13 protein-coding genes and 1 pseudogene are annotated in these 13,065 nt (G+C 29.9%); 6 read left to right on the top strand and 8 right to left on the bottom strand.

What is annotated here, in order from left to right:
- Nucleotides 1-232: 232 nt before the first annotated feature.
- Entirely contained in the window at nt 233-571 is a 339-nt protein-coding gene (locus B3B03_RS07185) for a DUF6054 family protein (protein WP_346876861.1), read from the top strand.
- A gap of 22 nt (nt 572-593) precedes the next feature.
- Nucleotides 594-1,271 (top strand): class I SAM-dependent methyltransferase, encoded by a 678-nt coding sequence (locus B3B03_RS07180; RefSeq protein WP_346876860.1) that lies wholly within the window; start codon nt 594-596, stop codon nt 1,269-1,271.
- A gap of 120 nt (nt 1,272-1,391) precedes the next feature.
- Here the strand turns inward: B3B03_RS07180 and B3B03_RS07175 are convergent, their stop codons facing one another.
- Together B3B03_RS07175 and B3B03_RS07170 are read right to left on the bottom strand one after the other, a co-directional pair.
- A complete protein-coding gene (locus tag B3B03_RS07175) occupies nt 1,392-1,628 on the bottom strand; it encodes a hypothetical protein (protein ID WP_035135836.1) in 237 nt (78 codons plus the stop codon).
- A 9-nt stretch (nt 1,629-1,637) separates the two neighbouring features.
- Nucleotides 1,638-2,915 (bottom strand): DNA polymerase thumb domain-containing protein, encoded by a 1,278-nt coding sequence (locus B3B03_RS07170; RefSeq protein WP_346876859.1) that lies wholly within the window; start codon nt 2,913-2,915, stop codon nt 1,638-1,640.
- 108 nt (nt 2,916-3,023) lie between these two features.
- On the opposite strand from B3B03_RS07170, the gene B3B03_RS07165 reads away from it, so the two are divergent.
- Nucleotides 3,024-3,728 (top strand): XRE family transcriptional regulator, encoded by a 705-nt coding sequence (locus tag B3B03_RS07165; RefSeq protein WP_346846703.1) that lies wholly within the window; start codon nt 3,024-3,026, stop codon nt 3,726-3,728.
- A 386-nt stretch (nt 3,729-4,114) separates the two neighbouring features.
- Here the strand turns inward: B3B03_RS07165 and B3B03_RS07160 are convergent, their stop codons facing one another.
- From B3B03_RS07160 to B3B03_RS07150, 3 genes are read right to left on the bottom strand one after another with little or no spacing between them, the layout of a single operon-like run.
- On the bottom strand, nt 4,115-4,885 hold the full coding sequence (locus B3B03_RS07160) for an ABC transporter ATP-binding protein (protein ID WP_346846704.1): 771 nt from the start codon (nt 4,883-4,885) through the stop codon (nt 4,115-4,117).
- Between the two features lie 5 nt (nt 4,886-4,890).
- The gene (locus B3B03_RS07155; protein WP_346846705.1) at nt 4,891-5,913 is read right to left on the bottom strand and encodes an iron ABC transporter permease; all 1,023 of its coding nucleotides are present in this window, start codon (nt 5,911-5,913) and stop codon (nt 4,891-4,893) included.
- On the bottom strand, nt 5,910-6,917 hold the full coding sequence (locus B3B03_RS07150; RefSeq protein ID WP_346846706.1) for an iron ABC transporter permease: 1,008 nt from the start codon (nt 6,915-6,917) through the stop codon (nt 5,910-5,912). Before B3B03_RS07150 ends, B3B03_RS07155 begins: the two co-directional genes overlap by 4 nt.
- Before the next feature lie 118 nt (nt 6,918-7,035).
- Between B3B03_RS07150 and B3B03_RS07145 the strand changes: the two genes are divergently transcribed.
- Nucleotides 7,036-7,977: an iron-siderophore ABC transporter substrate-binding protein gene (locus B3B03_RS07145; protein WP_346846707.1), complete on the top strand. Its 942-nt coding sequence runs from the start codon at nt 7,036-7,038 to the stop codon at nt 7,975-7,977.
- 524 nt (nt 7,978-8,501) lie between these two features.
- Here B3B03_RS07145 and B3B03_RS07140 read toward each other — a convergent pair.
- The 3 genes and pseudogenes from B3B03_RS07140 to B3B03_RS07130 all read right to left on the bottom strand — a co-directional run bounded on the left by B3B03_RS07140 (nt 8,502) and on the right by B3B03_RS07130 (nt 10,853).
- Complete coding sequence (locus tag B3B03_RS07140) at nt 8,502-9,029, bottom strand: GNAT family N-acetyltransferase (protein ID WP_346846708.1); 528 nt, start codon at nt 9,027-9,029, stop codon at nt 8,502-8,504.
- A gap of 81 nt (nt 9,030-9,110) precedes the next feature.
- Nucleotides 9,111-10,026, bottom strand: a pseudogene (locus B3B03_RS07135) (IS1595 family transposase).
- Nucleotides 10,027-10,232: 206 nt separating this feature from the next.
- The gene (locus B3B03_RS07130) at nt 10,233-10,853 is read right to left on the bottom strand and encodes a VanZ family protein (RefSeq protein ID WP_346876858.1); all 621 of its coding nucleotides are present in this window, start codon (nt 10,851-10,853) and stop codon (nt 10,233-10,235) included.
- A gap of 596 nt (nt 10,854-11,449) precedes the next feature.
- Between B3B03_RS07130 and B3B03_RS07125 the strand changes: the two genes are divergently transcribed.
- Together B3B03_RS07125 and B3B03_RS07120 are read left to right on the top strand one after the other, a co-directional pair.
- Nucleotides 11,450-11,917, top strand: a complete 468-nt coding sequence (locus B3B03_RS07125) for a MarR family transcriptional regulator (protein WP_346846710.1) — start codon at nt 11,450-11,452, stop codon at nt 11,915-11,917.
- On the top strand, nt 11,901-12,755 hold the full coding sequence (locus tag B3B03_RS07120; protein WP_346846711.1) for a DUF6544 family protein: 855 nt from the start codon (nt 11,901-11,903) through the stop codon (nt 12,753-12,755). The genes B3B03_RS07125 and B3B03_RS07120 overlap by 17 nt, the downstream gene beginning before the upstream one ends.
- The last annotated feature ends 310 nt before the right edge of the window (nt 12,756-13,065 follow it).

Below are 13,065 nucleotides of genomic sequence, written 5' to 3'. Positions count from 1 at the left end.
AAGAGAATATTTTTAGACGATTAAGTATCAAAATTAATATTGCTAGAAAAAGCATTAACTCATTAAATACCATATTTTAAGCAAGGGTTAATTACAAAATATGTTATAATAAAAGGGGAAATTACTATAAGGTATTAGATAAATAGGAATTTAAGGGTAGTGGTTTTTCATAAATATATAGTAAAACAAATACAAATTGAATTAATTAAATATTTTATGGGAGATGAATATTATGACTGGAGATAATTTTAATGTTAACTTAAGCTTAAGTGAGGTAGCTGAATTATTAGACAAAGGAATAGTAAATGAAAGTATTACAGGTGAAAGGATAGATTATCATGTTGTAAGTATTGATGATATTCATGCTATGATTGTAATAGTCTATGAAAAACATTTCTATAGAGCTGGGAACAGGCTTACATTAACAGTATGCATAAATAATGTTCATGATGTTACACATGTTCACTGCATAGGTGCCGGTGGTGGTGAAGGACTATTTAGATTTGACTGGGGAGCAAGTGATAAATTTACTAATTCTCCAAGAGAAATATTAAAAAATTATATAATATAAACAGTAATTGGGAGGTGTATTTGTGTCTAATTACTATGAACAAAGTTTAAATTCTACAAAATTGTTTAAGGTTTATGATTCAAAATATCCAAGAATTAAGCGTTATTTAGGTGAAGAAATCAAATTTGTGGGTGAAAATTTACAGGGTAATGAGAAGGTGTTGGAGGTTGGAACAGGCTATGGACGTATAATTAAGGAACTGGCACCTTTTGCATCAAAGTTTGTAGGTATCGATATTTCAAAGGACTCTGTAGAACTTGGTAGGAATTATATAAAAGAAAGCCCTAAATGTAGTATTGAAGTTATGGATGCCCACGACCTTAAATTTGGTGAAGAATTTGATGTGGTATTATGTTTACAAAATGGTTTATCAGCTATGAAAGGATACCCTATGGATTTAATTAGACAATGTATGAAAGTGCTTATTCCTGGAGGAAAGGCTTATTTTAGCACATACAGCCCTAAATTTTGGAATCATCGTATAGCCTGGTTCTATGAACAGGCGGATAAGGGGCTACTTGGAGAAATTGATTTGGAAAAAACTCATGATGGTATGATTGTGTGTAAGGACGGATTTGTTGCTAATACATTTTCTGAAGATGAACTTAAAAAGTTTGGTGAGGAATTCGGTAGTGATTATAGCATTGAAGAAGTAGATGAGTCTAGTCTATTTCTTATTATTAAAAAGTCCATAGATTAATTTTAGTCTATCCTTAATTTTCATAAAAAAATATCATATTGAGATTTAGGTAGGGAGCATTTTACATTCATCCATGAAACCCTCCATAATACATTTCTATGTTATGAAGGGTTATTTTATCTACTTTCCCTCTACAAACCATTTGTAATTTGATTCGTAAAATACGTACTTTTCACGGCCTTGAATTTTGCAAGTGTATCTAATTCCGGCTCCTCCAGCTTTTAAGCTAGCAGCTGGTCTTGTGTCTATTATTTTGTCTACTTCATAGTGGCGGCCATCTTCCCAAATTATTTCTCTGGGTTTTAATACACCTTCCTTTGTAAACTCTGCTAAAACATCCACATAAATCTTTGACATAATTACCTCCTAAAAATAACCATGAGGATGTATTGTATGATCCTCACAAGGATTAATCCTTGATAAATTCCTATCTGTATACATAATAGCTCTATGAATACTCTTATATCCAAAACGTCTTCTAATTTGGTCTAAAGCCTCATCTATTTTTTCCAGTTTAAGTCTTTTTTCATTGTCCATAAATAAATCTGTCTGTACTGGCATTGTATCAATTACAAGGTCAGCACCTCTTACACCAATACTTCTTACGGGATTTTTAAAGCTATAATTTTCTTTAAATAGCTTAAAGGCTGCCTGGGCAACTTCCTTGGTTATATTGGTAGGAGTTAGAAGTTTCCTTTGCCTTGAAAAACTGCAAAGCTTGGTATCTCTAACTGATATTTCAACTACGGTACATTTTAATCCATTTTCTCTAAGTCGTTTTGTAAAACTTTCAGCTAAAACTATTATAATAAGCCATACATCTTCATCACAAACTAAATCCCTAGGCGTAGTAGTGCTATTACCTATAGATTTTATGGGAGCACTATAATTTTCAACTAGTACTTCTGAAGTGTCATAACCGTTGGCGAAAGAATGTAGAATAAGTCCCATTTTCCCTAGATGCCTTTTAAGAAAATTAGGATGGGTTTTGGCTATATCTCCAATAGTATTTATATTTATGCTTTTAAGTTTTGCATTGGTGCTTCTACCAACATATAAAAGATCTGAAGCTGGTAAAGACCAAGCTATGTTCTTATAATTTTCCTTTGAAATTACAGTTATAGCATCAGGCTTTTTATAATCGGAGCCTAGCTTTGCAAATATCTTATTCCATGAAACTCCTATACTAACTGTTATACCTAATTCTTCCTTCATTCTATTGCTAATTTGCTTTGCTATTTCAAAGCCATTGCCAAAAATCCCACAGCTCCCTGTTACATCTAGCCAGCTTTCGTCTATTCCAAAAGCCTGCTGCATATCTGTGTACTGTCCATATATTTCATGGGCCATTCTAGAAAATCTTAGATAAAGATCCATCCTTGGTGGCAAAAATATGATTCCAGGACATAGCTGTTTTGCCTGCCACAAAGGCATTCCTGTTTTCACTCCAAAATTTTTAGCTATTTCATCCTTAGCAAGGACAATTCCATGACGAGCTTCAGGATCTCCACCAACTGCCACTGGTTTTCCTTTTAGCTCGGGATGATGCAAAAGTTCAATACTTGCATAACAAGAATTAATATCTGAATGTAAAATTACTCGTTCAAAATAAAACCATCTCCATATGAGATATATTAACATCATATATATCATTATATGATAAGTAAATAGTTTTATGTATCATATAATGATATTTTTCTATTGTAATTATCATTCCACTAATATACAATTAACATAAGGGGGTGTCTAATTATGAAAAAGACCCTAGGAGAAAAAATAACAGCTGCAAGGGAAGCTATAGGTTTATCCCAATATGAAGTAGCTGAGTTTATAAAAAACAAAGGTATAGATGTAACGAATCAAAAGGTTAGTAAGTGGGAAACTAATTATACTACTCCCAATGCTTATCAGTTTTTAGCTCTTTGTGAAGCACTAAAGGTTAGTGACGTGCTAGGAACCTTTGTGGATTGCAGTGTAGACTCACCTTTATCTAATCTAAATCAAGAGGGGAAAAATAAGGTAGAAGAATACATAACGCTCCTTATTGCCAGCGGTATGTATAGTAATGATGTTAAAGAAGAAAAAGTAATATATATGAGAAAGCTTCCTCTTTATGATTTACCGGTATCTGCAGGAACTGGTAAATATCTAGATGACAACTCCTGTGAAATCATTGAAGTAGGTAGTGATGTTCCTATGGAAGCAGACTTTGGAGTTAGAATTTCAGGAGATAGTATGGAGCCTCGTTTTGTAGATGGCCAAATAGTTTGGATTCATAAACAGGACATTTTGGAGGATGGAGAAATTGGAGTATTTGCCTTTGAAAATAACTCCTACTGTAAAAAGATTTCTATTTGTGGAGATGGAATTAAGCTTATTTCCCTTAATGAAAAATATGCGCCTATAAGTGTTCCAAGAAATGTAGAGTTTCATTGCTTTGGGAAGGTTGTAGAGTAATAAATTTTTTATAGATACTCAAATCAATTAAGGGAATTCTTTTTAAGAGTTCCCTTAAAAATGTAAGTAGGAAACTATTTAACTATAAAAATATGAACCTATTTAACTATAGAAATATATAACTATTAAAATAGTTGTTGTGGTCATGCGGGTTTTAGGGAATTTCCAATTTTGAAGTTAGGATTAAGTATGTAAAAATATGAAAAATAAATAGCAATAGAATTATACTAATAAAAAAGTTATTCCCTATTATAAAATAGTTTATCTAAGTTACAATAAGGGATAACTTTTAAATCTATGTATAACAAAAGGATGTGGAAAACCTCAATAATAACATCATATTATGATACGAATAACTATATCTTAATATGTTTTCGTTATAAAACTTAAATAAAAGGTACACATAATTTACAGTTATCTATAGGGGAATTAATAAGAGTACATTCAACATCAAAGACATCCTTTATAAGTTTTTCATTTATAATCTCATCCTTAGGGCCTTGAGCCAATATGTTTCCATTCTTTATAGCAACTATATTATCAGCATATTTTAATGCATGATTTATATCGTGAATAACCATTGCTATGGTTCTATTTTCTTTTTCATTTAAATTTCTTAAAATATTTAAAATTTCTAGCTGATACTTTATGTCTAGATGATTTGTAGGCTCATCTAAAAGGATGATATCTGTATCTTGTGCTAAAGATAATGCAATCCAAGCCCTTTGTCTTTGACCACCAGATAGGTTATTTAAAGTTATATCCTTATCGTTTATAAGTCCAACCTTTTTTATGGCTTCTAAAACTAGATTTTCATCCTTTTTACTCCAAAATGATAATAAATTATGGTAAGGGTATCTTCCTTGTTTCACCAAATCATAGACAGTTAAATCTTCTGGAGCATTACTGCTTTGAGGAAGCATGGACATAAGCTTGGCAACTTCCTTTGAAGGCATTTTAAGAATATCTCTATCCTCCATGAGTATATCTCCATTTTTAGGTTTAAGTATTCTTGCCATGGCCTTTATTAATGTAGATTTTCCACATCCATTAGAGCCAATTAAGGCAGTAATTTTTCCTTTCTCTATATTTATATTAATATTATCTAATATAATTTTTTCATCATAACATAACTTTAAATTTTTTGCTTTTATCATTTCTATCATCCCCTTTTGTAGTTTCTTTTTTTAACTAAAAGGTATATAAAGTAAGGTGCTCCTATAAAAGCTGTAAATATACCTATAGGTAAATCCTGTGGATAAAATAACCATTTAGATACAAAGTCAGCTAATAATGTTATTATTCCACCTATAAGTATTGAAAGTGGGATTACATTTTCAAACTTTGAATCTACCAATTTTCTTGCAATGTGAGGAGCTATTAAACCTACAAAAGATATACCACCACCAATAGTTACAGCTCCTGCTGCTAATGCAGCAGAAATGCCTAAGAGTATTATCCTGCTTTTATGTAGCTTATTACCAAGGACTATTACAACTTCATCTTCAAGCTGATGAAGATTTAAATCTTTAATAAATATTAATGTTAATGTAGCGAAAATACTAAATATTACTATAATCAGTATTGCATGTGTCCAGTTAGCACCATATATACTTCCTGTTATCCAAGTTGTAGCTTCTTTTATAAAAATTATTGGTCCATTTATTATAAGAATATTAGTTATGGCCTTAGCAATAGCAGAGACTCCAATTCCTATTATAATTAATTTATTTGTTGAAGAAGATTTTCCATTTATAAGCAAAATGCACATTAAAGCTATAAATGAAAATATAAAAGTAAATATAGGCATATATAATATAGATGTTGTTAATGAATTATTCTTAGGATCTATAAAAATAGTTAAAAACACCAATGCTCCAACGGAACCTCCATTAACTACACCTAATATATCTGGAGATGCTAAATCATTTTTAACCACTCCTTGAAGTATAGCTCCCGATAATGCTAAAGAGGCTCCAACAAAAAAGGCAACAAGAACTCTTGGTAACCTTATTTTCGTAACTAAAATAGATGAAAATCCTATATCTATTCCTAATATACTCTTTAGTACATCTAATGGACCTACCATAGCTTCACCTAGGCATAATGAAAAAAATATCATTAAGATAGTAATCCCTAGTAAAAGCGCACTTAACTTAATAGCTTTTTTACTTATATTTATCATTGTCTGGTCCTCCTTTTCGCAACATATATAAAGAAAGGACCACCTATAAGTGCAGTTAAAGCACCAACTGGGACTTCTTTTGGATAAATTATAAATCTTGACATTATATCTGCAAGCAATAGTATAGATGCCCCTGTTAATATAGAAAATGGTATTAGCCATTTATAATCAGTTCCAATAAATTTATGTACTATATGTGGAGTTATAAGTCCAATGAAAGCTATTGGACCTGCCAAAGCCACAGATACACCAGATAAAATAGCAACTATAGCTATTATAAGTATTTTAAAATATAGAGTTTTCATACCCAATGACCTTGCCATTTCTTCTCCTAATGAAAATACATTGAATTTTTTCCCGATAAGCAACGTAAATACTATTACTATTAATATTATTGGAATAAATTTAACTATTAGTTCTAATTTCTTCCCTTCAACAGAACCTGTCATCCAATAAACAACCTGCTCAAGTGCAGCCTCATTTTTATACAAAATACCTTGTGCTAAGGAAAAGAATAGTGCACCTAAAGCAGTACCTCCTAATGTTAAGTCCATAGGCCTTATGTCACCTGAAAGACCTCCACATAATAAATAAACTAGTAGAGAAGATCCTAGTGAACCTAAAAATGCTAACCAGGCAAGTCTTAGTGAAGATACATTGGGAAAATATGTGAGAACTATAACCAAAGTTAATACTGCTCCTGAATTTATACCTAAGATACTTGGCGAGGCTAATTTATTTCTAGTCAATCCTTGAGTTAAAAGTCCAGATACTCCAAGAGCTCCTCCAACTAGAAGAGAATTTAATGTTCTTGGAATTCTTGAAGTTCTTATAATTATATGTTCTTGAGAATTATTAAAATCTTTATATGCATCTATTAAAGTATCATAAGATGTAGGTATAAATCCTTTAGTAATACTTAAGTAACATAATATAAGAGTGAATATTGTAAGTAATATAAGTAACATCCATCTACCGCTATTACTTTTTAGAATATTTTTCATATAACTCCTCCGATTTATAATATTGAAAAATGATATCATTTATTATTGATAATCTTTCTCAAACATGATATCATAATTAAGTGATAAAATCCATAATAAATTTTAGGAGGAATGACAAATGCAAAAAAAATTATTATCTGCAATTTTATTAGGTATGCTAATTGTAAGCTTACTTGTTGGTTGCTCTAATAAAACAGAAAATACAACAGATTATAAAACTATATCTATACAACATGCTATGGGAACAACAGAAATTCCTGAAAATCCAAAGAATGTTGTTATATTAACTAATGAGGGTGTAGAAGCACTTCTTACACTTGGTGTTAAACCAGTTGGAGCTGTAACTGGTTTTACTGGTGATTGGTATGAACATACTAAAAGTGAACTTACAGGTGTTAAGCCTGTTGGTAAGGAGACAGAGCCAAATGTAGAAGCAATTGCTGCTTTAAAACCTGATTTAATAATTGGAAATAAAATGAGACATGAAAAGATATATGACCAATTAAGTGCAATAGCACCAACTGTTTATTCAGATACAATAAGAGGCGAATGGAAGGATAATTTTAAATTCTATGCTGAAGTTTTAAATAAAAAATCTGAAGGTGAGAAAGCTATACAAGCATATGAAAGTAAGATTACTTCTATAAAAGAAACTTATAGTGATAAATTAAATAATGAAATATCACTTGTGAGATTTATGGATGGAAAAACTAGAATATACCTTGGTGATACTTTCGCTGGAACTATTCTTAAAGAAATAGGATTTAAAAGACCAGCAGCTCAACACGGAACAGACTTCGTTAATGAAATAGGCAAGGAAAGATTAAATGAAGCTGATGGAGATGTAATGTTATACTTTACTTATGAACTAGGAGATGGTAAAGGTCTTGCTAGAGAAGAAGAGTGGTTAAATGATCCGATGTTTAAATCTCTAAATGTTGTAAAAAATAATAAAGCTTATAAAGTAGACGATACTATTTGGAATACAGCAGGTGGTATAAAAGCCGCTAATTTAATGCTTGATGATTTAACTAATATGTTAAAGGAAGGAAAAATCTAAGGTTATTAATTAGCCATTAATGGAAATTTTAATACATATAATATAATAAAAAAGGTGCTATCTAAAAATGGGATATATTTCCTGGACAAGACAGAACCTTTTGTTTTTAAGGGTGAAAAGAAGCTTTCGTAAAATAAGCTAGTCTAAATAAATATTGAATAATCTCTTATATTATTAACGCTCAGCCCTTTCGGAATATTGATTTACTAAAGCATTTATTCAAGATAAAATCTACAACACAATAACTCGTATACACTCAAACAAGTTGTGTTGCTTACGATTTTACCATTCATAAATACTAAGTAATAAAATATTCATGGAAGTTCTTCTAGTAAATTAGAAGAACTAAGTTCGAATGGCATTCGCTAACAATAATATTAAATTAAGGCTATGTTTAATAACAGTGTTGATAATATGGCAATTTTTAATGGAAGTCAAAAATGGCTTCCATTAATTCATATTTAAAGAAAGATACGACAGAACTGAATCTAAAATTATGTTACATCAGCCCTACAAATTGGAATTTATAAATCTATCCAATATCGTTCAACAACACAATTCTCATCTTTAATTAATACTTCATTTTCTTTTTTTCCACCTTGGGATAATATGGTTTTCTGAGAAGCCAAATTATCATTATCACAAGTTAGTAAAATTCTACTTAGTTGTAATATGTCCTTACAATAAATTAATGCTTGTCTTAATTCTTCTTTTGCATATCCTTTGTTTCTTTCAGACTTTCTTACAGAATATCCTATATGTCCACCATATTGTAAAAGATAATCATTTAAAAAATGCCTTATTTGTATCATTCCTACAATGCAATTATCATTTTTCCTAATTGCTAATAATTGTGTTGATGTAACTTTTCTTCCATCTACTTCTTCTGTTTCATTCAATAATGACTTTTCAATATATTCTTGTGGCGAATTCGAATTTCTTAAGAAACCTGTTCCATCCATTGATTCATTATTTTTAATAAACTCATTCTTATATGAGAATATGTCATCACCATATTCTATTGCTACTTTCTTTAATACTAAGTCTTCCATAAAAATCACCTCTATAAATTACTATTTGTTGAGTTGTTTTACATCTTTTATAGCCACATTAATCTACTATTGTGTCTGTATTTAATTATACAACATAGTAATGTGATTATTCAAAAGATATTTTGTGGCTACACTATGAAAACTATACATCCATTCTTTTAGTTTGCTATGAAAAGCATTTATGTGCTGTATATGGTAAATGCCTTCCTTATGCTTCCCACGTTTAATTTGTTGTAGTTTAACACCTAAATTTTGTGCAAATCTAATATAACTCTTGTGTGAATCAGTACAAAGGATAGATTCATCCTCAATCCTGCCTGTAAAGAGCCTTTCTAAATCTGTATGTTTCATCCTACCTTTACATATTAGTTCAGTCATAATATTTCCCACTCTATCAATGGCACATAGTACACAGACCTGTTCCTTTGATATACCTCTTACTACTCCTACTGCCTTTTACTCCACATTTATGAGGTTCTCGTGGCATTATAAACGTAGTGCTTTTCTTATGATTTCCTTTAAAGGATTCTCTGAAAAACGCCTCGTCAACTTCTATAACTCCACCAACATTACCAATACCCATATACACTCTGATAGCGTCTAAAAACTTATGCCTCCAATAAAAAGATGTAGGCACACTAATCCCAACTATCTCTGCACATTTTCTTATGGAATAACCATTTATCATACATTTAGAATATAATATCCACTTTTTAATATCTTTCTTACTGTTGTAACGGGGTGAACGTGTAAAATCAGTAAAGGTCTTTCGGCAGGACTTACAGATATATCTTTGTTTGCTATTGAACTTGCCATTTCTTGATACTTCCTCATGTCCACAGTGGGGGCAGACTTTTCCCTTGGAGAATCGGTTCTCTTTAACCTCGGTAGCAAAAGAACCTAATACAATAACTTCTTCAAGATAATTTAATATTTCTTCCTGTCCTGTTGTTCCTAAAGCATCTAAATCTTTCTTTACTGACGCTACACTTGGCATAATAATACCTCCGTAATCCTTTATATAGTCTTATTGCACCCAAATATTCAGAAAATATAAATTTTCAACACTTATCTTAAACATAGCCTAAATTAAAAATGTAATATTATAAACACTATTCTTTAAATCTAACAGTTAATTGTAATACAGTAATCTAAAGATAACACATCTAAAGTAACCCTTTTAAAAATAAGAGTATCATTTTATTAACTCAAAAACGTACTTATAATTGGAATTGCAATGTATAGATAAGGTTCTAATTTAATAACCATACTATCCTTAGAAGAAATTTCAACTACTGTTTTATTGGCAAGTTCATGAAAAAACTTACTAATAATATTGAAAATAATCCAACCACAAATAGTTCCTAGGGTATTCATTATTAAATCATTAATATCTGATGCACGAAATTGGACAAACAATTGAGCAATTTCAATAATAATTGAAAATAATATTCCACTACATACTGTGGGCAATAATGTTCTATACTTTTTCCATAATGTTGGCAATAAAAATCCAAAAGGCATAAAAAGTATTATATTAAGTATTGCTGAAAGCTCAAGTCCATCGTTAAAAGGCACTAAATTTATAATGGGATTAAATAATGGCCTGTTTAATCTTGAAAGTCTTTTCCATTCGCTCAAAGTAGGAATTCCGACTACATCTATTAAGGAAATCATAAGATATAATATAAAAAGATATCCCAAAAAGTAATGTTGCCATCCTATTTTCTTTTTAAGACTCTTACTATTTTTATTTAAGAATATATTTAAAATAGTTATTAGAAAAAATGATAATATCATTGGTATTATATAACTTTTCATCATAGAAATCTCTTTCCCCCGTTTTAATCTTAATATTTACTATTACATTAAAAATTTAATTTGAAAACTGATCTCTAAAACACTCCTTTATAAATTATTTTTTATTACTAAATATAGTATATAAGTAATTATTTAAAATCTTCTTAATTGTTTCTTAAGGTTTTCTTAAGATTATTATTGCAAACTTTCAATTATATACCTTTGTAATAGTTGTTATGAAACTCTTTAGTAACTTCATCTTATTAACTCTATTGCTACTACTATCATTAAGCCTCCTAGATGAAAATCATATTTTTATAAATATATATATTTAATTTTAATTATATAGCAGGAATGCTAGTCAAATAGTTGTTCTGTTTATGGGTATTTCAGAGGTTTTCCTATTTCGAAGGTAGGATTTAATATATTCAAATATGAAGAATAAGTGTTATTACAAATCATTTAAATATGGAAAATAAGAGATAATAGGTAAGTATCTATTATCTTTTTGTAAGTATTGACATAAGGGTAACTGGTTACGTATAATTATATATGTAATCAGTTACTTTTAAGTTACAATAAATATTGGTGAATATAATTTTTATGGAGTGTGATGAATAGTGGATAAAAAAGAGGAAAAGAAAATGGAAGCTTATATATATGGAGGTATATTTGCTTTATCTAATAAATTACAACTACTAGGAGATAAATTCGATTCTAATATATCTACAAAGCAATGGTTTTTAATTGCTATTATAGCTAGCTTTAAATATGAAGCTCCAACAATTTCAATGACTGCGGAAAGAATGGGGACTTCAAGACAGAATGTTAAAAAGATGGCTAGTATATTAGAAAGAAGAGGCTTCTTAGTAATAGTTAAGGATAAAGAGGATGGTAGAATACAAAGATTAGAATTAACAAAGTACTGTACAGACTATTTTGAACAAAGAATGGAAAGTGAAGAAAAGTATATTGAAAATTTGTTTGCAGATTTTGATGAAGAAATGTTATTAGGTGTATTTAAAGGAATAAAGCAATTAGAGAAAAATATTATGGTATTGGAGAAACAAAATGAAGAGGAGAGTTAAGAAAAAAATGGGGTTAATTTCAGGCATAATTTTATTATTAGTATCTATATTAGTTATTTATTTCAATGTACCTTATTCAAGATTAAAAACAAACTTTAAGGATTATTTAGTTGCAAGTGAAGAAAATATTAATGAAAATAAAAAAGCTGCTAAATATACATTGGAGGATTTACCACAATCCATGCAGAATTTTTATAGCTATACTAAGCTAGTTAATAAGGTTAGTAGTAACCATGTGAGTTTTAATTTTAAGGATGCCGATTTTGTAAATATAGAGATGAATAAAACATTGAAAATAAATTATTCAGAACATATTTTTGGAGATGTTCCAGCTAGATTTGCTTTTATAGATTCATCACTTTATGGCATACCATTTCAAGGCTTGGACTCATTTATTAATGGTGAAGGTGGGATGAAGGGAGTAGTAGCAAAAAATATTACTCTATTCAATCAACGCGGGGAAGAAATGAATAAAGCAGCCTTGGTGACCTGGCTTGCCGAAATTATATTTATGCCGTCACAGTTATTAAGTGGAGATGTAGACATAAAAGAAATAGATAAAAATACAGTGGGTGTATCAATAACGTATGATAACATAAAGGCAAGTGGAATTTATAAATTCTTAGATAGTGGAGAGCTTGTTGAATTTACAACTGATGATAGAGCACTTATCTATAATGATGGAAGATTAGAACATAGAAAATGGTCTGCGCTATATGAAGATTATAAGAATAATGGTGATTTACTATTACCTAATAGATTAAAATCTAAGTGGCATTTTGATAATGAAGATATAATATATTTTGATGGTACTGATATAGAATATACATTCTATTAGTAGATTGGTAGTTACAGTAGATATGGTTTGAATCTATAGGTGGAAACCCTTTTACTAAAATTGTTATATGAAAATATAATATTATAAGTTTTACATTAGAGGTTCAAATATAGGTGAGAGTAGACAGATTTGTGAAACAGAGGTTGTGACAAAAGTATGAAAATACTTTGTCACAGCCTCTTTTCTCATGAGATTTCTTTGCTTAAAGTTTAAAAACAAGAAAACTAAAGAGTGTGTAAATTCTTTTGTAAAGCGTTGACTCTAACACCACGTCATAGTGTAATATAAAAATATAACTTGAGTATATTAA

The sequence above is a fragment of the Clostridium sp. UBA5712 genome (assembly GCF_002419845.1).
In the GTDB taxonomy this organism is placed as follows: Bacteria; Bacillota; Clostridia; order Clostridiales; family Clostridiaceae; genus Clostridium_J; species Clostridium_J sulfidigenes.
Note: the sequence above shows the minus strand (reverse complement) of the source record. Positions and strands in the feature narration are given on the sequence as shown.

Coding starts and splice junctions, on each gene's coding strand:
- B3B03_RS07185 (WP_346876861.1), top strand. CDS start 233: ATGACTGGAGATAATTTTAATGTTAACTTAAGCTTAAGTGAGGTAGCT.
- B3B03_RS07175 (WP_035135836.1), bottom strand. CDS start 1,628: ATGTCAAAGATTTATGTGGATGTTTTAGCAGAGTTTACAAAGGAAGGT.
- B3B03_RS07170 (WP_346876859.1), bottom strand. CDS start 2,915: ATGATGTTAATATATCTCATATGGAGATGGTTTTATTTTGAACGAGTA.
- B3B03_RS07165 (WP_346846703.1), top strand. CDS start 3,024: ATGAAAAAGACCCTAGGAGAAAAAATAACAGCTGCAAGGGAAGCTATA.
- B3B03_RS07160 (WP_346846704.1), bottom strand. CDS start 4,885: ATGATAAAAGCAAAAAATTTAAAGTTATGTTATGATGAAAAAATTATA.
- B3B03_RS07155 (WP_346846705.1), bottom strand. CDS start 5,913: ATGATAAATATAAGTAAAAAAGCTATTAAGTTAAGTGCGCTTTTACTA.
- B3B03_RS07150 (WP_346846706.1), bottom strand. CDS start 6,917: ATGAAAAATATTCTAAAAAGTAATAGCGGTAGATGGATGTTACTTATA.
- B3B03_RS07145 (WP_346846707.1), top strand. CDS start 7,036: ATGCAAAAAAAATTATTATCTGCAATTTTATTAGGTATGCTAATTGTA.
- B3B03_RS07140 (WP_346846708.1), bottom strand. CDS start 9,029: ATGGAAGACTTAGTATTAAAGAAAGTAGCAATAGAATATGGTGATGAC.
- B3B03_RS07130 (WP_346876858.1), bottom strand. CDS start 10,853: ATGATGAAAAGTTATATAATACCAATGATATTATCATTTTTTCTAATA.
- B3B03_RS07120 (WP_346846711.1), top strand. CDS start 11,901: ATGAAGAGGAGAGTTAAGAAAAAAATGGGGTTAATTTCAGGCATAATT.